General features: G+C 60.5%; 18 protein-coding genes. 7 read left to right on the forward strand and 11 right to left on the reverse strand.

Going from position 1 to position 19,967, the window contains the following annotated elements:
- Window positions 1–42 precede the first annotated feature (42 nt).
- Complete coding sequence (locus AC1DVH_RS02240) at window positions 43–2,166, reverse strand: putative bifunctional diguanylate cyclase/phosphodiesterase (protein WP_477752458.1); 2,124 nt, start codon at window positions 2,164–2,166, stop codon at window positions 43–45.
- Between the two features lie 321 nt (window positions 2,167–2,487).
- Here AC1DVH_RS02240 and AC1DVH_RS02245 point away from each other — a divergent pair, with 321 nt between their 5' ends.
- Window positions 2,488–3,153 carry a polysaccharide lyase family 7 protein gene (locus tag AC1DVH_RS02245; protein ID WP_477752459.1) on the forward strand — a complete coding sequence of 222 codons (666 nt, stop codon included), beginning with the start codon at window positions 2,488–2,490 and terminating at the stop codon, window positions 3,151–3,153.
- A 167-nt stretch (window positions 3,154–3,320) separates the two neighbouring features.
- Here the strand turns inward: AC1DVH_RS02245 and fba are convergent, their stop codons facing one another.
- From fba to tkt, 6 genes are all read right to left on the reverse strand, one after another.
- Window positions 3,321–4,385: a class II fructose-bisphosphate aldolase gene (gene fba, locus AC1DVH_RS02250; protein WP_007981624.1), complete on the reverse strand. Its 1,065-nt coding sequence runs from the start codon at window positions 4,383–4,385 to the stop codon at window positions 3,321–3,323.
- A 228-nt stretch (window positions 4,386–4,613) separates the two neighbouring features.
- Window positions 4,614–4,943 (reverse strand): MliC family protein, encoded by a 330-nt coding sequence (locus tag AC1DVH_RS02255; protein WP_218431171.1) that lies wholly within the window; start codon window positions 4,941–4,943, stop codon window positions 4,614–4,616.
- A 56-nt stretch (window positions 4,944–4,999) separates the two neighbouring features.
- Window positions 5,000–5,221 carry a hypothetical protein gene (locus AC1DVH_RS02260; protein ID WP_223456761.1) on the reverse strand — a complete coding sequence of 74 codons (222 nt, stop codon included), beginning with the start codon at window positions 5,219–5,221 and terminating at the stop codon, window positions 5,000–5,002.
- A gap of 35 nt (window positions 5,222–5,256) precedes the next feature.
- Entirely contained in the window at window positions 5,257–6,420 is a 1,164-nt protein-coding gene (locus AC1DVH_RS02265) for a phosphoglycerate kinase (protein ID WP_057712964.1), read from the reverse strand.
- Between the two features lie 26 nt (window positions 6,421–6,446).
- Window positions 6,447–7,505: an erythrose-4-phosphate dehydrogenase gene (epd, locus tag AC1DVH_RS02270; protein WP_477752460.1), complete on the reverse strand. Its 1,059-nt coding sequence runs from the start codon at window positions 7,503–7,505 to the stop codon at window positions 6,447–6,449.
- Window positions 7,506–7,693: 188 nt separating this feature from the next.
- Window positions 7,694–9,691, reverse strand: a complete 1,998-nt coding sequence (gene tkt / locus AC1DVH_RS02275) for a transketolase (protein ID WP_477752461.1) — start codon at window positions 9,689–9,691, stop codon at window positions 7,694–7,696.
- Window positions 9,692–9,952: 261 nt separating this feature from the next.
- On the opposite strand from tkt, the gene AC1DVH_RS02280 reads away from it, so the two are divergent.
- From AC1DVH_RS02280 to AC1DVH_RS02295, 4 genes are all read left to right on the forward strand, one after another.
- Window positions 9,953–10,948 (forward strand): ArsR/SmtB family transcription factor, encoded by a 996-nt coding sequence (locus tag AC1DVH_RS02280; protein ID WP_477752462.1) that lies wholly within the window; start codon window positions 9,953–9,955, stop codon window positions 10,946–10,948.
- Window positions 10,949–10,966: 18 nt separating this feature from the next.
- On the forward strand, window positions 10,967–12,157 hold the full coding sequence (gene metK, locus AC1DVH_RS02285; RefSeq protein WP_477752463.1) for a methionine adenosyltransferase: 1,191 nt from the start codon (window positions 10,967–10,969) through the stop codon (window positions 12,155–12,157).
- Window positions 12,158–12,451: 294 nt separating this feature from the next.
- Entirely contained in the window at window positions 12,452–14,131 is a 1,680-nt protein-coding gene (gene ligB / locus AC1DVH_RS02290; protein WP_477752464.1) for an NAD-dependent DNA ligase LigB, read from the forward strand.
- A 96-nt stretch (window positions 14,132–14,227) separates the two neighbouring features.
- The gene (locus AC1DVH_RS02295; RefSeq protein ID WP_477752465.1) at window positions 14,228–14,623 is read left to right on the forward strand and encodes a DUF1090 domain-containing protein; all 396 of its coding nucleotides are present in this window, start codon (window positions 14,228–14,230) and stop codon (window positions 14,621–14,623) included.
- Between the two features lie 131 nt (window positions 14,624–14,754).
- Here AC1DVH_RS02295 and AC1DVH_RS02300 read toward each other — a convergent pair whose 3' ends face one another.
- Complete coding sequence (locus tag AC1DVH_RS02300) at window positions 14,755–15,204, reverse strand: c-type cytochrome (RefSeq protein WP_477752466.1); 450 nt, start codon at window positions 15,202–15,204, stop codon at window positions 14,755–14,757.
- Window positions 15,205–15,332: 128 nt separating this feature from the next.
- Between AC1DVH_RS02300 and mltA the strand changes: the two genes are divergently transcribed.
- Complete coding sequence (gene mltA, locus AC1DVH_RS02305; RefSeq protein WP_477752467.1) at window positions 15,333–16,517, forward strand: murein transglycosylase A; 1,185 nt, start codon at window positions 15,333–15,335, stop codon at window positions 16,515–16,517.
- 65 nt (window positions 16,518–16,582) lie between these two features.
- On the opposite strand, the gene AC1DVH_RS02310 is transcribed toward mltA, so the two are convergent.
- Window positions 16,583–16,966 (reverse strand): MAPEG family protein, encoded by a 384-nt coding sequence (locus AC1DVH_RS02310; RefSeq protein ID WP_477752468.1) that lies wholly within the window; start codon window positions 16,964–16,966, stop codon window positions 16,583–16,585.
- Window positions 16,967–17,015: 49 nt separating this feature from the next.
- Window positions 17,016–17,849 (reverse strand): EamA family transporter, encoded by an 834-nt coding sequence (locus AC1DVH_RS02315; protein WP_477752469.1) that lies wholly within the window; start codon window positions 17,847–17,849, stop codon window positions 17,016–17,018.
- A gap of 317 nt (window positions 17,850–18,166) precedes the next feature.
- On the opposite strand from AC1DVH_RS02315, the gene AC1DVH_RS02320 reads away from it, so the two are divergent.
- Window positions 18,167–19,336 carry an MFS transporter gene (locus AC1DVH_RS02320; protein ID WP_477752470.1) on the forward strand — a complete coding sequence of 390 codons (1,170 nt, stop codon included), beginning with the start codon at window positions 18,167–18,169 and terminating at the stop codon, window positions 19,334–19,336.
- Window positions 19,337–19,379: 43 nt separating this feature from the next.
- Here AC1DVH_RS02320 and AC1DVH_RS02325 read toward each other — a convergent pair whose 3' ends face one another.
- Window positions 19,380–19,784: an acyl-CoA thioesterase gene (locus AC1DVH_RS02325; protein WP_007994339.1), complete on the reverse strand. Its 405-nt coding sequence runs from the start codon at window positions 19,782–19,784 to the stop codon at window positions 19,380–19,382.
- Between the last annotated feature and the right edge of the window lie 183 nt (window positions 19,785–19,967).

Here is a 19,967-nt window from a genome sequence, read left to right on the forward strand (position 1 = left end):
GGCGGCAATACACGTCACTAAAAGGTCGCCAGTGTAGCGAATTCAGCGGAACAGCGCGCTCCAGTCAAACGGCTGGACAAAGACCCCGGTGTCTTCGGCCATCATCGGCCGGGCCACCAGAAAGCCTTGCACATATTCACAGCCGTTGGCCTGCAGCCATTCATACTGCGCGACGGTTTCCACCCCTTCGGCAATCACCAGCATCCCGAACTGTTTGCACAGTTCGATCACACTGCGCACCAGCGCCGCATCCCGTACCGACTCCGGCAACCGGGCGATCAAATGCCGGTCGAGCTTGAGGGTATCCAGCTCCAGGTCGCGCAAGTGCGACAGGGAGCACGGTCCAGCCCCGAAGTCATCCAGTGCCACTCGTACGCCCAGATTGTGCAGCAGGCGCAATTGCTTGCGGGTTTCTTCGGGGTTATGCATCAAGGCCTCTTCCGTGACCTCGACTTCCAGATAACGTGGTTGCAAGCCATGGCGTTCAAGCACCTGACGCAACTCAGTGACCAGGTTGGGCACGCCGAACTGCGTACTGCTCAAACTGACGCCGAGCACCAGGTCCTCGGCAAACAGGGACTCCCAGGCTTTGCGTTGCCCGGCAACGCGATGGTAGATCCAGCTGCCCAGACGACTGATCAGCCGCGCCTCCTCCAGCAATGGCAAAAACAGCCCCGGGGGTACATCGCCAACGCTCGGATGCTGCCAGCGCAACAAGGCCTCGAAGCCACGAATCCGCCCGTCGGCAATCGCCACCTGAGGCTGATACACCAGATTGAAATCCCGATTCTCAATGGCGCTTCGCACACTTTCTTCCAGCATCAGCCGCGAGCGCGCCCGGCCGTTCATTTCGTGATCGTAGAAGCGATATTGCTGGCGACCGGCACGCTTGGCTTCGTACATGGCGATGTCGGCCGCCCGCAGCATCCCGTCGAGATTGGCACCACAATCCGGGAACGTGGCGATGCCGATACTGGCACCCAGGGCGATATCGAGGCCGTCGATCTGCTGACAGATCGACACTCGCTCGATGAGCTTCTCGGCAATCTTCGCCGCTTGCTCGGGGAACTCCAGATCCAGCAGCGCGGTGAATTCGTCGCCGCCCATCCGCGCCAGAATGTCGAAGGGCCGCAGGCAGGCCCTCAACTGTTCGGATACCCAGCGCAGCACTCGATCGCCGGCATCATGCCCGAGCGAATCATTGACTCGTTTGAAGCCGTCGAGGTCCAGGTACATCAAGACCCAGGAACTGTCGGAACGCTCACCGCGCAACAGCAGGTTCTCGACGGTCTGGTAGAAACCCCGGCGGTTGAGCAATCCGGTCAGCGGATCGGTGACCGCCTGAAATTCCAGTTGCTGATGCAGATGGCGCACCACCGACATGTCCAGCACGGTGACCACCATCGCATGCTGCTCGGCAGGCAACGGCGCGCAGGACAAGGCCACCGGCACCTGCTGGCCGGGCGCCGTACGTAGCAGGGCATCGTGCAGGCGCAGGGTTTCGCCGCGTTTATATCCGGCCAGCAACTCGGAATCGGCCCAGATCGGGATATGCGGTTTTTGCAGGTAGTCCAGAAACTCCTTGCCTTGCAGTTCCTGCACCGTGGCATTGAGCAGCCGCGACATCGCCGGATTGGCAAAACGAATCAGACCGTCCTCACCCAATACCAGAATGCCTTCGGCAGCGTTATCCAGCACCGACGCATTAAAGGCACGAGCGGATTCCAGATCATGACTCAAGCGCTGCAAGGCCCGGCGGTTACGCTGGTGTTCGAGCAACGCCTGGACCTTGGGCGTGAAGATCTGTGGGTCGAACGGCTTGAACAGGAAATCCACCGCACCACTGGCATAGCCCTTGATCACCGCGTCCTGGGACTGTTCGTTGGCGGTCAGGAAAATGATCGGCGTGAAACGGGTCCGCTGGCTACCGCGCATCAGGCGCGCCACTTCATAACCGTCCATGCCCGGCATCTGTACGTCCAGCAGCACCAGGTCGATATCGTGTTCAAGCAACAAGCCGAGGGCCTCGAAACCTGAGGCGGCAGTCATGACCCGCCAGCCCTGGCGCTGTAACAACGCACGCATGCTGATCAGGTTTTCAGGGTAATCATCGACGACTAAAAGGGTTGAGCCGCCTTCTACTGGCGTGGGTTGCGCGCATTCCATGCTGCCTCTCTAATTGCGGGGTGTCAGGCCGGCTTCTCGTGAAAACCGGACAAATACGGTGCCATCACTCTAGACCCGGTTCTGCAAAAGCAGAAGGTGTCAGTAAGCCATCATATAATCATTGTGTCTTTTACCGACTAACGGTCGATTGTTCAGCTCCATGAAAACCAGGAAGATGGCATTTCGACAGGTTGTTGACGTCAACCACCCGTCAGACAAGCGTTAACAAAATATCCCGCTACGCTTATAAAGGCCGCCACAAAGGTGCGGTCTAGAGCTTCTGGCACGCCCGTTCAGCATGAATCGAGTGGAAGAACCGACATGATCGATCTCGCAAGCTGGAACCTCAGCGTTCCCGTTGGCAACCCGCCGTACACCGTCGAAACCGCCAAACTGGTGGATGGTTTCAAGGATCAATACTTCCACTCCGACACCGGCACATTGTTTTTCTGGGCGCCCGTGACCGGCTCCCGTACCGAAAACGCGATTTATCCACGCACCGAATTGCGTGAAACCTACAGCAACGGCACGTTGAAAAACTGGTACTACCCCGACGCTGACAATTCCCTGCATGCGACCCTTTCGGTCAGCCAGGTACCCAGCTCGGGCAAGATCGTCATTGGCCAGATCCACGCCTATAACAGCCAGAAGCCCATGGTGAAGGTCGAGTATCAATACAAAACCGACAGTTCAACCGGCAACATCGTCGCCAAAGTCCGCATGCACCCCGACGACACCCCCCGAGTCATCACCATCGCCACCGGCGTGAAACTCAATCAGGAATTCTCCTACCTCATCCACCTCAGCCCCGGCGGTGCATTGGGCATCAGTGCGGCGGGCTATCAGTGGAATACCGATATCAGCGCGATGTGGCGTGATAAACCGCTGTACTTCAAGGCCGGCGTCTATGTGCAGGACAACACGGGGTACACAAGCGAAGGCGGGGAAGTGACGTTCAGCAAGCTGGATATCGATCACAATCAATAGTATTTACCGTTGAAAAGATCGCAGCCTTCGGCAGCTCCTACAGGAAATTGTGTACACCCGTAGGAGCTGCCGAAGGCTCGGGCCGCGTTCGGACGATCTTTTGATCTTGCGCTCACAAAAAACCCGCATTTCTGCGGGTTTTTCATGCGACTAAAACGCTGACGGTCTTAGTTGACCTTGGCGTTCAACTCACCTTTCAGGTAACGCTGATACATGCCTTCCAGCGAGATCGCCTTGATCTTCGAAGCGTTGCCGGCAGTACCGAAGGCTTCGTAGCGAGCAATACACACATCGCGCATGGCGGTCACGGTGGCGCCGAAGAATTTACGCGGGTCGAACTCGCTCGGGTTGGTGGCCATCAGGCGACGCATTGCGCCAGTGGATGCCAGACGCAGGTCGGTGTCGATGTTGACCTTGCGCACGCCGTGCTTGATACCTTCGACGATTTCTTCAACCGGTACGCCGTAGGTTTCCTTGATGTCGCCGCCGTACTGGTTGATGATCGCCAGCCACTCTTGCGGAACCGAAGACGAACCGTGCATCACCAGGTGAGTGTTCGGAATGCGCTTGTGGATTTCCTTGATGCGGTCGATGGCCAGCACGTCGCCGGTAGGCGGCTTGGTGAACTTGTAGGCGCCGTGGCTGGTGCCGATGGCGATGGCCAGGGCATCAACCTGAGTGCGTTTTACGAAGTCGGCGGCTTCTTCCGGGTCGGTCAGCATCTGGCTGTGATCCAGAACGCCTTCGGCGCCGATGCCGTCTTCTTCACCGGCCATGCCGGTTTCCAGCGAACCCAGGCAGCCCAGCTCGCCTTCTACCGAAACGCCGCAGGCGTGAGCCATGGCCACGGTTTGTTGGGTCACACGCACGTTGTAGTCGTAGTCGGTCGGGGTCTTGCCGTCTTCGCCCAGGGAACCGTCCATCATCACCGAGCTGAAGCCCAGTTGAATGGAGCGCTGGCAGACGTCAGGGCTGGTGCCGTGGTCCTGGTGCATGCACACCGGGATGTGCGGGAATTCTTCGATGGCTGCCAGGATCAGGTGACGCAGGAACGGTGCGCCGGCGTATTTGCGAGCACCGGCCGAAGCCTGGACGATCACCGGGGAGTCAGTCTTGTCAGCGGCTTCCATGATGGCGCGCATCTGCTCAAGGTTGTTGACGTTGAAGGCTGGAACGCCGTAGCCGAACTCGGCTGCGTGGTCCAGCATCTGGCGCATGCTGATAAGTGCCATTGTGTATATCTCTCCCGGTTGAGGGTCGTTAATCGTGCCAGCCTGCCGTAGCGGCGGCGGCTATTCAAGTTTTTGCAGATCGGGGGTTGGCCCGGACTGCGGATTTGGTGTTGCATCTGGTAGCTGCCCCCCCTGTAGGAGCGAGCCTGCTCGCGATGGTAGACCAGACAACGCGGGCATTCAGGCCCCCAGCGTTATCGTTAACGACCATCGCGAGCATGCTCGCTCCTACAGGTGACAGCCACGGCCAATCAAATCATTGGTGGCGACCCAGTAAACCAGGCCTTCCTCACCTTTTATGTGAAACGCCAGCATGTCATTGCTGTACAGCGAACCCGACGCACCCGGTTCCTGCTTCAAGCGGTAGACCTGATCGGCACCGCCCAGGCGCACGTCGACTTCCCTAAGGCTGTCATCGGTGTAGCGCCACAGCACTTTGGCCTGGCTGTCGCAGGTCCAGGTGGTCCAGTTATCCACAGGCGCGGACGAATGGAACAGGTTCAACTGAGCACAACCGGCCAACAACGCCAATGCCGCAACTGCGATAAAACCTTTCATCCGTGTCCCTCGGCTGACGGCGCACGCTGCCAGCCCTGAGTAAAGAGTCAGACCCGTCAAGGGCAGCCATGTTCCTTGGCGGGTGCCTGGGTCTCGTATTTGTCCAGACCCTCGGGACCTGCGCGCTTGTTGAGCACCGGGTTGGTTTCGGCCTGCCAGTCAGCCTGGTAGCAGCCTTTTTCCGACTCGGACGGCGCAGGTTCCGGTGTGGCCTTCGGGTTACTCCCGCACGCCACCAGTGAACCCGCGACGATCAACAGCGCTAACGTCTTGACCATGTAAACACTCCCTTGCCTGGTCAAACGGGCGACCCTCAGGCCTTGGCCCGGCTTTCCAGGACTTCAACGGCTGGCAGAACCTTGCCTTCGACGAATTCGAGAAACGCGCCGCCACCGGTAGAAATGTAGGAGATTTGCTCGGCAACGCCATATTTGTCGATGGCCGCCAGGGTGTCGCCGCCGCCAGCGATGGAGAACGCAGCGCTGTCCGCAATAGCCTGAGCCAACACTTTGGTGCCATTACCGAACTGATCGAACTCGAACACGCCGACCGGGCCGTTCCACAGGATAGTCTTGGACGACTTCAGCAGCTCGGCGAAATTCGCCGCGGTCTGCGGGCCGATGTCCAGGATCATGTCGTCGGCAGCGACGTCAGCGATCAGCTTGACGGTCGCAGCGGCGCTTTCAGCGAACTCCTTGGCAACCACCACGTCCACTGGCAGCGGTACGCTGACCTTGGCGGCGATGGCGCGAGCGGTATCCAGCAGATCCGGCTCGTACAGCGACTTGCCGACTGGATGACCGGCAGCGGCCAGGAAGGTGTTGGCGATGCCGCCACCAACGATCAACTGGTTGCAGATCTGGCTCAGGCTGTTCAGCACGTCGAGTTTGGTCGACACCTTGGAGCCGGCAACAATGGCCGCCATCGGCTGGGCCGGAGCGCCCAGGGCCTTGCCCAGCGCATCCAGTTCAGCGGCCAGCAATGGACCTGCCGCAGCAACCTTGGCGAACTTGGCCACGCCGTGGGTCGAACCCTCGGCACGGTGAGCGGTGCCGAAGGCGTCCATCACGAACACGTCACACAGGGCAGCGTATTGCTGGGCCAGTTCGTCAGCGTTCTTTTTCTCGCCTTTGTTGAAACGCACGTTTTCGAACAGCACGATGTCGCCGGCCTTGACGTCAACGCCGCCCAGGTAATCGGCCACCAGCGGCACTTCACGGCCCAGAGCGCGGCTCAGGTAGTCGGCGACTGGCTTGAGGCTGTTCTCGGCCGAGAACTCGCCTTCGGTCGGACGGCCAAGGTGCGAGCAGACCATCACGGCCGCGCCTTTTTCCAGGGCCAGCTTGATGGTCGGCAGCGAGGCCAGGATACGCGCATCGCTGGTGACAACACCGTCCTTGACTGGGACGTTGAGGTCTTCGCGGATCAATACGCGCTTACCTTGCAGATCGAGGTCGGACATCTTCAACACGGTCATGGGTCGCATTTCCTGAGTAGCTGATCTTAAAGAGCAGGTTTTTTTGAAGTCGCTGTTTGCAGATAGTGCTCTGCAACGTCCAGCATTCGGTTGGCAAAACCCCATTCGTTGTCGAACCAGGCCAGGATGTTCACCAGCCGTGGGCCGGAAACGCGGGTCTGACTGGCATCGACGATCGCCGAATGTGGGTCATGGTTGAAATCACAGCTTGCGTGAGGCAACTCGGTATAGGCCAGCAGGCCTTTGAGCGGGCCGCTGGTGGCGGCTTCGCGCAGAATCCGGTTGACCTCGGTGGCGTCGGTCGCAGTGGCGGTCTGCATCGTGATATCGAGGCAGGACACGTTGACCGTCGGCACCCGCACGGCTTTGGCCTGAATTCGGCCGGCAAGTTCCGGCAGCAGGCGTTCGATACCACGCGCCAGACCGGTGGACACCGGAATCACCGACTGGAACGCCGAACGGGTGCGGCGCAGGTCTTCGTGGTGATAGGCATCGATGACCGGCTGATCGTTCATGGCCGAGTGAATGGTGGTGATCGACACGTAGTCCAGGCCAATGGCCTGATTCAGCAGGCGCAACAGCGGCACACCGCAGTTGGTGGTGCAAGACGCGTTGGACACCAGCAGTTCGTCGCCGGTCAGGCAATCCTGGTTCACGCCGTAGACGATGGTGGCGTCGACATCGGTCTCGCTGGCCATCGGCTGGGAAAACAGCACACGCGGGGCGCCGGCGTCGAGGAAACGCTGGCCGTCTTCGCGAGTGTGATAAGCGCCGGAGCACTCCAGCACCAGATCGACGCCCAGGGACGCCCAATCGATGCCTTCGGGGGTGGCACTGCGCAGGACCTTCACGCAGTCGCCATTGATATGCAGACAATCGCCGTCGATCTTCACTTCGCCGGGAAAACGCCCGTGGGTGGAGTCAAAGCGTGTCAGGTATTCGATGCTGGCCATGTCCGCCAGATCGTTGATCGCGACAATCTCGAACCCGGCCTTGTCGCCTCGCTCGAACAACGCACGCAAGACGCAACGACCAATCCGGCCGTAGCCGTTGAGTGCAACTTTGTAGGGACGCGGTTGAGGCATGGGGTTCTCGATAGACGCAGGCAGATCGAAATCTAGTTAACAACGCAAACCCTGTAGGAGCGAGCATGCTCGCGATGGTGGCCCGGACAACGCGGGCATTCAGGCACCCAGCGTTATCGTTAACGACCATCGCGAGCATGCTCGCTCCTACAAGGGATCGCGGTGGTCCGGAAACCACCGCGTCATGCTTAGTCTTCCAGCAGCTCTTCAGCCTGACCCAGGATGTTTTCCAGGGTGAAGCCGAACTCTTCGAACAAGGCTGGCGCAGGCGCCGACTCGCCGTAGGTGGTCATGCCGATCACACGCCCTTCCAGGCCCACGTACTTGTACCAGTAGTCGGCATGGGAAGCCTCGATGGCGATACGCGCGCTGACCTGCAACGGCAGGACCGCTTGCTTGTAGCCGGCGTCCTGGGCATCGAACACGCTGGTGCAAGGCATGGAAACCACGCGAACCTTACGGCCCTGCTCGGTCAGTTTGTCGAAGGCCTGAACGGCCAGGCCGACTTCCGAACCGGTGGCGATCAGGATCAGCTCAGGCTCGCCTGAGCAGTCCTTCAACACGTAGCCGCCACGGCTGATGTCGGCGATCTGCAGAGCGCTGCGGGTCTGGTGCTGCAGGTTCTGACGGGAGAAGATCAGAGCCGAAGGACCGTCCTTGCGCTCCAGTGCGTACTTCCAGCTCACCGCCGATTCAACGGCGTCGGCTGGACGCCAGGTATCGAGGTTCGGCGTGCAGCGCAGGCTGGCCAGTTGCTCGATTGGCTGGTGAGTCGGGCCGTCTTCGCCCAGACCGATGGAGTCGTGGGTGTAGACGTGGATCACGCGCTGCTTCATCAGGGCCGACATGCGTACCGCGTTACGGGCGTATTCCATGAACATCAGGAAGGTCGCGCCGTAAGGCACCAGGCCGCCGTGCAGGGCTACGCCGTTCATGATCGCGGTCATGCCGAACTCGCGCACGCCGTAGTACATGTAGTTGCCGCTGGCGTCTTCGGCGGTGACGCCTTTGCAACCTTTCCACAGGGTCAGATTGGAACCGGCCAGGTCAGCCGAACCGCCGAGGAACTCAGGCAGCAACGGGCCGAACGCGTTCAGGGCATTCTGGCTGGCTTTACGGCTGGCGATGGTTTCGCCCTTGGCCGCCACTTCGGCGATGTAGGCCGAGGCTTTTTCCGAGAAGTCAGCTGGCAGGTCACCGCTCAGACGACGCACCAATTCGTTGGCTTCGGTCGGGAAAGCGGCAGAGTAGGCAGCGAAACGCTGATCCCACTCGGCTTCCACGGCGCGGCCGGTTTCCTTGGCGTCCCACTCGGCGTAGATGTCGGCCGGGATTTCGAACGGGCCGTGATTCCACTTCAGCGCCGCACGGGTCAGGGCGATTTCCGCGTCACCCAGCGGGGCGCCGTGGCAATCTTCCTTGCCTTGCTTGTTCGGCGAACCGAAACCGATGGTGGTCTTGCAGCAGATCAGGGTTGGCTGCTCGCTTTTGCGTGCAGTGTCGATCGCAGTCTTGATCTCTTCCGGGTCGTGACCGTCGACATTACGGATCACTTGCCAGTTGTAGGACTCAAAGCGCTTCGGCGTGTCGTCGGTGAACCAGCCTTCGACTTCGCCATCGATGGAGATGCCGTTGTCATCGTAGAAGGCGATCAGTTTGCCCAGGCCCAGGGTACCGGCCAGGGAAGCGACTTCGTGGGAAATGCCTTCCATCATGCAGCCATCACCCAGGAATACGTAGGTGTGGTGGTCGACGATGTTGTGACCAGGACGGTTGAATTGTGCCGCCATGACTTTTTCAGCCAGGGCAAAACCCACGGCGTTGGCCAGGCCCTGGCCCAGTGGACCGGTGGTGGTTTCAACGCCCGGGGTGTAGCCGAGTTCCGGGTGGCCCGGGGTGCGGCTGTGCAGTTGACGGAACTGCTTCAGGTCGTCGATCGACAGGTCATAGCCGGTCAGGTGCAGCAGCGAGTAGATCAACATCGAGCCGTGGCCGTTGGACAGCACGAAGCGGTCACGGTCGGCGAACGATGGATTGCTCGGGTTGTGCTTGAGGTAGTCGCGCCAAAGTACCTCGGCGATATCCGCCATACCCATCGGGGCACCGGGATGGCCGCTGTTGGCTTTTTGCACGGCATCCATGCTGAGGGCACGAATGGCGTTGGCACGCTCACGACGGCTAGGCATCGCTGTTCTCCTGGGGGCTTGAATAAAACGAATCGGAAAAAAGGCGAGCATTTTCCCTCACCGGGCCGCCTCGGGGCAATGACAGATAGTCATCTGGAGGCGTTTTTCCAATGGATAACGACGTATTAACGTGATGAAACCTTTCTGCTCTGGCTTTGTTGACTGAACCTAACGTCAAGAAGTGCCATCTATCGAGCAATATCAAAACTTTTTGATATTGCTCTTGCGATGCTTTCGGCTCGTGACTAGACTGCCGGCCTTATGAACTTACGCGTGCCCTCCATTCAACATGACGATTGCGATGAACTGGCGGCCTTGTGCAAGGCTGGCGGCGATCCCCTGCGGTTGAATGTTTTGCGCGCACTGGCCAATGACTCGTTCGGTGTGCTGGAACTGGCGCAGATCTTCGGCATCGGCCAGTCAGGCATGAGCCACCACCTCAAGGTACTGGCCCAGGCCGGCCTGGTGGCAACGCGCCGCGAAGGCAACGCGATTTTCTACCGTCGCGCCCTGCCCCACACCGAACTGCCGGGCGGCAAATTGCACGCCGCCCTGCTCGAAGAAGTGGACAACCTGACGCTGCCGACCGACGTACAGTCGCGCATCGCCCAGGTCCATGGGCAACGGGCGGCCGCCAGCCAGGACTTTTTCTCTCGGGTAGCGGAGAAGTTTCGCGCCCAGCAAGACTTGATCGCCGGCCTGCCGCAATACCGCGAAAGCGTGGTGGCCCTGCTCGACAAGTTGAGCTTCGACAAAGACGCCACGGCCATTGAAGTCGGCCCCGGCGATGGCGCATTCCTGCCGGAACTGGCGCGCCGCTTCTTGCAAGTCACGGCGCTGGATAACAGCACCGCGATGCTCGAACTGGCGCGTCAGGTCTGCGAACGCGACAAGCTGACTAACGTTAGCCTGCAACTGGCCGATGCATTGAACGGCGTCAGCCTCAAGGCCGATTGCGTGGTACTGAACATGGTGCTGCACCATTTTGCCGCGCCGGCCGATGCGCTCAAGCACATGGCCAATTTGCTGCAACCAGGCGGTAGCCTGTTAGTGACAGAGTTATGTAGCCACAACCAGAGTTGGGCCAAGGAGGCCTGCGGTGATCTCTGGTTGGGGTTTGAACAGGACGATCTGGCCCGTTGGGCCACCGCTGCGGGACTCGTTCCCGGGGAAAGCCTCTATGTAGGCTTACGTAATGGTTTCCAGATCCAGGTCCGCCATTTTCAGCGGCCGGCTGGCGACACTCACCATCGGTAATTTCAGGAAAACATCGAGATGAGCGAATACTCCCTTTTCACCTCCGAGTCCGTGTCTGAAGGGCATCCGGACAAAATCGCCGACCAGATTTCTGATGCGGTGCTGGACGCCATCATTGCTGAAGACAAGTTCGCCCGTGTGGCGTGCGAGACTCTGGTGAAAACGGGCGTGGCCATCATCGCTGGCGAAGTCACCACCTCGGCCTGGGTCGACCTGGAACAGATCGTTCGTGACGTGATCACCGACATCGGCTACACCAGCTCCAACGTCGGCTTCGACGGTGCGACCTGCGGCGTGATGAACATCATCGGCAAGCAGTCCCCTGACATCAACCAGGGTGTCGACCGTGCCAAGCCTGAAGATCAGGGTGCCGGCGACCAGGGCCTGATGTTCGGCTACGCCAGCAACGAAACCGACGTGCTGATGCCTGCGCCGATCACCTTCTCGCACCAGCTGGTGCAGCGCCAGGCCGAAGCCCGCAAATCCGGCCTGCTGCCTTGGCTGCGTCCGGACGCCAAGTCGCAAGTGACCTGCCGCTACGAAAACGGCAAGGTTGTCGGCATCGACGCCGTTGTCCTGTCGACCCAGCACAACCCTGAAGTGTCGTACAACGACCTGCGCGAAGGCGTGATGGAGTTGATCGTCAAGCACGTGCTGCCTGCCGAACTGCTGAGCAAGGACACCCAGTTCCACATCAACCCGACCGGCCAGTTCATCATCGGCGGCCCGGTGGGTGACTGCGGCCTGACCGGTCGCAAGATCATCGTCGACAGCTACGGCGGCATGGCCCGTCACGGCGGTGGCGCGTTCTCCGGTAAAGATCCATCGAAGGTTGACCGTTCGGCAGCCTACGCCGGTCGTTACGTGGCCAAGAACATCGTTGCTGCCGGCCTGGCCGAGCGTTGCGAAATTCAGGTTTCCTACGCGATCGGTGTTGCTCAACCGACTTCGATCTCGCTGAACACCTTCGGCACCGGCAAGATCAGCGATGACAAGATCGTCAAACTGGTCCGCGAAGTGTTCGACCTGCGTCCATACGCGATCACCACCATGCTCGACCTGCTGCACCCGATGTATCAGGAAACCGCTGCGTACGGCCACTTCGGTCGTACCCCGGCAACCAAGACCGTTGGCGAAGACACCTTCACCACGTTCACCTGGGAAAAAACCGACCGCGCCGACGCTCTGCGTTCTGCTGCCGGCCTGTAAGATTTCCCCGCAACACCCGAAGCCCCGCACGGTTCGCGCCCTGCGGGGCTTTTTATTGCCTTGCGCTTGAGACCGTATGGCCTCTTCGCGAGCAGGTTCGCTCCCACAGTTGATCTTTGGCGTGACTGATATCTGTGGGCAAACGCAAATCCCTGTGGGAGCGAGCCTGCTCCGGGCGGCGTTCCGACGAAGAGGCCAGCACAGCCACCGGACATACCCGGCAAAATACCCCCTCTGCGCGCCACCCCATACTGACCTAGCCTTCACGCACCTCACCGAGCAAGGACGCTCAAGATGCTTCCCGACCTGCGCCTGTTTTTCGCCTTTCTACTGACCTTTGCCCACCTGACCGCCAATGCCACCGAGTGCCCGGACTGGCCATCCGAACGCGCCCTGAACGAAGTCAACAAACAGCAACAGCAAATCGACTTCTGGGACGACAGCTATCACCGCCAGGGACGCTCACTGGTCGCCGATGAGCTCTACGACCAGTCCCGCTCGCAACTTACGCAATGGCGCCACTGCTTCAACCTGAGCCCGTCCGCAGACCCCTTGCGCACTGCGCGCGGCACGCTGCCCCACCCCATCGCCCACACCGGTCTGGACAAACTGCATGATCGTCCCGCCGTGGAAAACTGGCTGCGTGACCGGGTGGACGTCTGGGTCCAGCCTAAAATCGATGGCGTGGCGGTGACCCTGGTTTACCGCAACGGTCTGTTGGCCCAGGCAATCAGCCGTGGTGACGGCGAAAGCGGTCAGGACTGGACGGCTCCGGCACGGCAGATTCCGGCCATCCCGCAACGGCTGTCGCAGGCCCGGGACGTGATCGTGCAAGGCGAACTGTATTGGCGCCTGACCGATCACGTGCAGGCCCAGGCCGGCAGCCTCAATGCTCGTGCCTCGGTGGCCGGCCTGATGGCACGCAAGGTCTTGAGCGCCGAACAGGCCGCCGGCATCGACCTGTTTGTCTGGGACTGGCCCCAAGGGCCGGCGAGCGTACCCGCGCGTGCCGCGGCGCTGACCGCGCTGGGCTTCCCGAGTACCACGGCATACAGCCAGCCAATCACCTCCGTCACCAATGCCGAACGCTGGCGCGAACACTGGTATCGCTCCCCCCTGCCCTTTGCCAGCGACGGCATCGTCCTGCGCCAGAACCAGCGCCCGGCCGCCGAACGCTGGCAGGCCAGGTCACCTTACTGGGCCATCGCCTGGAAATACCCCTTTGCCCAGGCGCTGGCCGAAGTCCGCCGGGTTCATTTCAGGATCGGCCGGACCGGGCGGATCACTCCGGTACTTGAACTGACCCCGGTGATGCTCGATGACCGGCAGATCAAACACGTCAGCGTTAGCTCGCTGCAACGCTGGCAGGCGCTGGACATACGTCCGGGTGACCAGGTCGCCATCAGCCTGGCCGGGCTGACCATTCCCAGGCTCGATAGCGTTGTATTACGCAGCAGCGCACGCGCCGAGTTGAACGTGCCGCTGGCAGAGGACTTTAATTCATTGAGTTGCTGGCGACCGACTCCGGGCTGTGAGAGCCAGTTTCTCGCGCGCCTGACCTGGCTCAGCAGCAAACAGTGTCTGGCGCTGCCCAATGTGGGTCCGGGCACTTGGGAAAAACTTCTTGCAACAGGTCGCCTGAACGGTCTGCTGGATTGGTTGACCCTCGATGCTCAAGAGCTTGCTACCATTGACGGTTTCGGCGAGCGCAGCGCGGCTCGCCTTGCAGACAGCTTCAACCTAGCCCGGCAACGCTCGTTCGCGCACTGGCTGAAAGCCCTGGGATTGCCGCCGACAGGTCAGGTGCACCTCGGCAACTCATGGCAGGCACTGGCGCAGCGAGACATCGAACAATGGCGGGCCGAGACCGGTATCGGTCCGGGACGCGCGGCGCAACTGAACGCCTTTTTCCGCGATCCGCAGGTCCTGGCCTTGAGTGAAACATTACGTGATGCGGGGATTGACGGCTTTTAGCGGTCAGCCTTGCGCCCAGCGGGAACCCCAGGGGACCGCCGGGCTCCAACAAGCCATTGCCACACCGGCCCGCTTGTCTTCTTACATGGAGCTTTTATGAAATTTCTTTCACCGCTCGTCCTGCTAGCCCTTTGCAGCGTGCTGGCCACCCCGTTGATGGCGGACGAGGAAGCGCCGGGGCTGACCGGTTGCGCGGCCAGGAAGCAAGGTATCGTCAACCAGATCGAATTGGCCAAGGTCCACGGCAACGCCGACCAGCAGGCAGGCCTGGAAAAAGCCCTGAGCGAAGTCGAGGCGAACTGCACCGACGCCTCGCTGAAGAAGGAACGGGAAAACAAGGTGCTTGACGCCAGGCACGAGGTCAGCAAGCGTCAGGCGGAACTCGACAAGGCCATGAGCAAAGGCGACTCTGACAAGATCAACAAGCGCAAAGACAAACTCGCCGATGCCCGCAAGGAATTGCAGGACGCTTTGGATGAGCTGGATAAATAAGAACAGATAACGAGCAAAGATCTTTGGTGTTGCCGAAGCAGTCTTCGCGAGCAAGCTCGCTCCCACAGGGTCATGCGCTCACCTGTGGGAGCGAGCTTGCTCGCGAAGACGCCAGACCGGGCACCGCTGGGTCAATGATCCCGAAACGCCTTATGACACGCACTGCAAGCATCTTCGACTTTCTGCACCGCCGGCCCAAGATTGCTGGCCTTGTAGGGTTGAACCTGGCTGGCGATCACCAATTCACCGGTGGCGGATTCAAGGTCACGGGCCATGGCCTGGAAGCGCGCCTGCTGCTCCCAGACATCGCTCTTGGCGCTGGTGTGATCTTCCTCGCGCACCTGCGGAAAATGCTGCCACGGCTCACGGGACAGCGCATCGAGTTTCACCGAGCCCTTGGCGAACTTCGGGCCATCGAACGCAATGCGCCCACGCAGCATGCCGCCCAGGTCTTCGCCAGTCTTGAGCATCTGCTTGAAAATGGCCTTGCGCTGGCCGAGCGGCGAGTTGGGGTCGACTCCGCCACAAGCGGACAACGTCAGGCAGGCCAGCAATACAACAGAAAGTCTTTTAAGAGTCATGGTGGCTTCAGGTCACGGGAAACGGCGGCCAGTATCCTCGCGTCATCGGCAAAGACCAATAGCCCTATTATCAATAAGGGTTGTTTGAGCGCATGGAGCGCCCAGGCAACCGGCAAAGGAATCACTCCATGAACAGCCGTTTCAAGGCATGGCGTCACAGCCTGGCCTGGACCCTGCCGATGGTGACCCTGCTCGCAGGCTGCACCGGTGGCGACAACCAACAACCGAAGACCCACGCTCTGGCGACCTATTCCAGTGCCACATGGGAAGCGCTGCCGGCGGTGTCCGACAACGACCTGGTCGCCGGCTTCGGCTCGTGGCGCAGCGCCTGCACCCGACTCAAGGCCGACCCGGTCTGGGGTGGCACCTGCACAGCGGCTGCCAACGTGCCGCAAACCGCCAGCGACATTCGCGGCTTTCTCAAACAGAACCTCGATGTCTATGGCCTGCGCGCCGCCAACGACAACCCCAGCGGCCTGATCACCGGCTACTACGAGCCGGTCTATCCCGGGAGCCTGACCCAGACCAGCGCGGCCAATGTCCCGGTCTATGGCGTCCCCGAAGACATGATCATCGTCGCCCTCGACAGCATTTACCCGGAACTCAAGGGCAAACGCCTGCGCGGTCGGCTCGAAGGTCGCGTGCTCAAGCCGTACGACGATTCGGCGACCATTGAAAGCAAAGGGGTCAAGGCGCCGGTCGTGGCCTGGCTGACCGATCCAATGAACCTGCAGTTCCTGCAAATCCAGGGTTCGGGTCGTATCCAGCTCGACAATGGCCGCCAGTTGCGCATTGCTTACGCCGATCAGAACGGCCATCCGTATCGACCGATCGGCCGCTGGCTGGTGGAACAGGGCGAGTTGAAAAAAGAAGACGTGACCATGGGCGCCATCAGCACCTGGGCCAAGGCCAATCCGTCGCGGATTCCCGAACTGCTCGGCAGCAACCCCAGCTACGTGTTCTTCACCCGTAACCCGGACAGCAACGAAGGCCCGCGCGGCTCGCTGAACGTACCGCTGACCGCCGGTTACAGCGCGGCAGTGGATCGCAAGGTCATTCCGCTGGGCAGCCTGTTGTGGCTGTCCACCACCAAACCGGACGGTACAGCCCTGGTTCGCCCCGTGGCAGCACAGGACACCGGCGGCGCCATTGCCGGCGAGGTTCGGGCGGATCTGTTCTGGGGTACCGGCGATGCGGCCGGGCAACTGGCCGGGGACATGAAACAGCAGGGGCAGATCTGGATGCTCTGGCCCAAAGGTGCGGCGCTACCACAAGTGCCGCAGGTGGCGGATACGGTTAAAGCAAATCCGTGAGCAACTGATTACTGTAGGAGCCGGCTTGCCGGCTCCTACAGGTCAATGGTGTCGGCGAAGATCTCTCAGACCGACACCACAAAGAAACTCACGATCAACGCTATCCCCACGAACCACACCAGCGACCGCAGTGTCGGCCAGTCCGCCAGGTAGCAAATGATGTAGAGCAGGCGACTGGTGATGAACAACACCGACAGCACATTGATCGTCACCAGTTCGGCATTGCCGGCCAGGTGCGCCACGATCACCGCCGCGGCGAACGCCGGGATCACTTCAAAACTGTTCAGTTGCGCCGCGTGCGCCCGTCTGCCCACGCCTTCCAGAGAGTCGAGAAAATCCCGAGGGTCATGATTGTCTTTCAGCCGGAACCCGCCACTGATCTTGGCGAACCACGCACACACATACGGCAGGAAAATCGCGATCAAAATGCACCACAGAGCCACCGTCATAACGCCGTCCTTTCTTCTAGTTGTGGAGAATTGAATTCCATCCGGGCGATCAAAATTTCATCACCAGTATGCCGATCATGACAAGGCTACAGGCGAGTAACCGTGGCCCGCCAAACGGTTCTTTCAGGTAACGCATGCCAAACAGCACCACCAGAATCACGCTGATCTCGCGCAACGCTGCGGCCTCGGCAATCGAACCCAACTGCATCGCCCACAGCACCAAAGCGTAGCTGAACAACACGCAGAACCCGACCGCCAGGCCCAGCCGCCACTGCTCGCGCCAGAACAGCATGAACGCGGGTCGTTTACGCACCAACGCCAATAGCGGAAACGGCCAGGCGCTGAGCAGAGTGACCCAGACCAGGTAATCCAATGGATGGGACCAACGCCGCAATGCCTGCCCATCGATGTAGGTGTAGCAACCGATGCACAGGCCGATCAGCGCCACCACCGGCAGCATTGACCACGGCAAACGCGCACCGCCGCCGCCCTGCCAGAGCAGGCACAGCATGCCGAACGGGATCAGCAGGATTCCGAAAATCTGTTGGCGGGTCAGCTCTTCCCCGGCAAAGATCAGCGTCAGCGCCAGCACCATCAACGGCGACAGGCCGCGCATCAACGGGTAAACCAGCCCGAGGTCGCCAACCCGATAGGCCTGGATCAACAAATAGCGATAGAGCAACTCGAGCGCCGCCGATGCCAGGATCCACGGCCAGATCTCCAGCGGCGGTACGCTCAGGAACGGCAACATCAGTGCGACAAAGAGCAGCGCCACGCTGTCCATGCAGGCCACCACCAACAACCGCTCCGCACTGAACTTGATCAGGGTATTCCACGCCGCATGCAACAGCGCCGCGACCAACACCAACGCCGTTGCAAGCACGGCCTACTCCTTTTGTTGTCTCCACGATCCTTGTAGGAGCGAGCTTGCTCGCGAAAAAAGCAAGGGCAACGCGGTTAGCCAGCAAACACGCGTCATCGTTGACGTCCATCGCGAGCAAGCTCGCTCCTACAGGGGCCTGGTACAGAATTGATTCGCCATATATCAGTGGCTGTTTATACTGCAAGCGACCACGCCGCACTCAGTTGCGCACAGACTAATTCCAATAATAACTCTGCCCGGCCCGCTCTCGTCGAGAACGGTCGTCGGCCTGCGTATGCCTGATCACAGCGTCAAGACTACCGATAGAGACCTTGCGCATGCCACTCGCTTTGCTTGCCCTCGCTGTTGCCGCCTTCGGCATCGGCACCACCGAATTCGTCATCATGGGCCTGTTGCCCGACGTCGCCCGCGATCTCAGCGTGAGCATTCCCGATGCCGGACTGCTGATCACCGGCTATGCCTTGGGCGTGGTGTTCGGCGCACCGATCCTCGCCGTCGGCACCGCCAACATGCCGCGCAAAGCTACCCTGCTGGGCATGACGCTGATGTTCATCCTCGGCAACATGCTCTGCGCGCTGGCGCCGAATTACGCCACGCTGATGGCCGCGCGAGTGATCACGGCACTGTGCCATGGCGCATTTTTCGGCATCGGTTCAGTGGTCGCCGCCGGGCTGGTGGCACCCAACAAACGGGCCCAGGCGATTGCCATGATGTTCACCGGCCTGACCCTGGCCAACGTGCTCGGCGTGCCGCTGGGCACCGCACTCGGGCAATACGCAGGTTGGCGCTCGACCTTCTGGGCGGTGTCGGTGATCGGTGTACTGGCGGCAATCGCGCAATGGGTCTGGTTGCCGAAGAACATCGCGATGGATAAAGCCAACCTGGCCAGCGAGTTCAAGGTGCTGGGCAAGGCCAACGTACTGCTGGCGCTGGGCATGAGTGTGCTGGCCTCGACCAGCCTGTTCAGTGTGTTTACCTACATCGCGCCGATCCTGCAGGAAATCACTGGCGTCAGCCCCCACGGTGTCACCATCATGCTGCTGTTGTTCGGCGTTGGCCTGACCGCCGGCAGCATGCTCGGTGGTCGTCTGGCGGACAGCCGCTTGCTGCCTTCACTGGTGGGCATGGCGCTGGCGGTGCTGGTGCTGCTGGCGGCGTTCACGCAAACCAGTCATTCGGCCATTCCGGCAGCGATCACGCTGGTGCTGTGGGGTACGTTCGCCTTTGCGCTGTGCCCGATCCTGCAACTGCTGATCATCGATCAGGCCTTTGAGGCGCCGAACCTGGGTTCGACCTTGAACCAGAGCGCCTTCAACCTCGGCAACGCCGCCGGAGCCTGGATCGGCGGCCTGGTGGTGGCCAGCGGCGCGGACCTGGCGGACTTGCCGTGGACCGGTGCGCTGGTCAGCGGGCTGACCGTGTTGACTGCATTGTTCTTCATCTATCGCCAGCGTCACGTTGCGGCTGCGTTTGATGTGGCGGGTTGAGCATCAACTTGATTGTATGCTCGCAAAGGGGGCGCCACCGATCTCACTGAGCGGCGTCATCATCCTTGAACTGGTCTTTGACGTACTTGATCTCGGTTCGGCCATGGGGCGCGGGCAAGCCGTCTTCACCCAGGTTGACGAAGACCATCTTCTCCACCGTCAGGATGCTTTTGCGGGTGATCTTGTTGCGTACTTCGCATGTCAGGGTGATCGAGGTGCGGCCGAATTCGGTCGCCGTGATGCCCAGCTCGATGATGTCGCCCTGGCGCGAGGCGCTGACGAAGTTGATTTCGGAAATGTACTTGGTCACTACACGCTGGTTCCCCAACTGGACGATGGCGTAGATCGCCGCCTCTTCGTCGATCCAGCGCAGCAGGCTACCGCCGAACAAAGTGCCGTTAGGGTTGAGGTCTTCGGGTTTTACCCATTTGCGGGTGTGGAAATTCATATTCACTCCTGACCATCTTGCCGATTGATGCCTGGCATCATGGCAGAGCCCGGGCTAGAGCTCTATCAAGCTTCGACTATGGTCTCGATTACCGTTCGGACATTGACCAACAGAAACGCTTTGGAAGATCAGCATAGCCCGCTATAATCGCCACCGTTTCAAAACGGTCATCATCGCTTGATA

The organism is Pseudomonas sp. P4_C3 (genome assembly GCF_056402075.1).

Coding starts and splice junctions, on each gene's coding strand:
- AC1DVH_RS02240 (WP_477752458.1), bottom strand. CDS start 2,166: ATGGAATGCGCGCAACCCACGCCAGTAGAAGGCGGCTCAACCCTTTTA.
- AC1DVH_RS02245 (WP_477752459.1), top strand. CDS start 2,488: ATGATCGATCTCGCAAGCTGGAACCTCAGCGTTCCCGTTGGCAACCCG.
- fba (WP_007981624.1), bottom strand. CDS start 4,385: ATGGCACTTATCAGCATGCGCCAGATGCTGGACCACGCAGCCGAGTTC.
- AC1DVH_RS02255 (WP_218431171.1), bottom strand. CDS start 4,943: ATGAAAGGTTTTATCGCAGTTGCGGCATTGGCGTTGTTGGCCGGTTGT.
- AC1DVH_RS02260 (WP_223456761.1), bottom strand. CDS start 5,221: ATGGTCAAGACGTTAGCGCTGTTGATCGTCGCGGGTTCACTGGTGGCG.
- AC1DVH_RS02265 (WP_057712964.1), bottom strand. CDS start 6,420: ATGACCGTGTTGAAGATGTCCGACCTCGATCTGCAAGGTAAGCGCGTA.
- epd (WP_477752460.1), bottom strand. CDS start 7,505: ATGCCTCAACCGCGTCCCTACAAAGTTGCACTCAACGGCTACGGCCGG.
- tkt (WP_477752461.1), bottom strand. CDS start 9,691: ATGCCTAGCCGTCGTGAGCGTGCCAACGCCATTCGTGCCCTCAGCATG.
- AC1DVH_RS02280 (WP_477752462.1), top strand. CDS start 9,953: ATGAACTTACGCGTGCCCTCCATTCAACATGACGATTGCGATGAACTG.
- metK (WP_477752463.1), top strand. CDS start 10,967: ATGAGCGAATACTCCCTTTTCACCTCCGAGTCCGTGTCTGAAGGGCAT.
- ligB (WP_477752464.1), top strand. CDS start 12,452: ATGCTTCCCGACCTGCGCCTGTTTTTCGCCTTTCTACTGACCTTTGCC.
- AC1DVH_RS02295 (WP_477752465.1), top strand. CDS start 14,228: ATGAAATTTCTTTCACCGCTCGTCCTGCTAGCCCTTTGCAGCGTGCTG.
- AC1DVH_RS02300 (WP_477752466.1), bottom strand. CDS start 15,204: ATGACTCTTAAAAGACTTTCTGTTGTATTGCTGGCCTGCCTGACGTTG.
- mltA (WP_477752467.1), top strand. CDS start 15,333: ATGAACAGCCGTTTCAAGGCATGGCGTCACAGCCTGGCCTGGACCCTG.
- AC1DVH_RS02310 (WP_477752468.1), bottom strand. CDS start 16,966: ATGACGGTGGCTCTGTGGTGCATTTTGATCGCGATTTTCCTGCCGTAT.
- AC1DVH_RS02320 (WP_477752470.1), top strand. CDS start 18,167: ATGCCACTCGCTTTGCTTGCCCTCGCTGTTGCCGCCTTCGGCATCGGC.
- AC1DVH_RS02325 (WP_007994339.1), bottom strand. CDS start 19,784: ATGAATTTCCACACCCGCAAATGGGTAAAACCCGAAGACCTCAACCCT.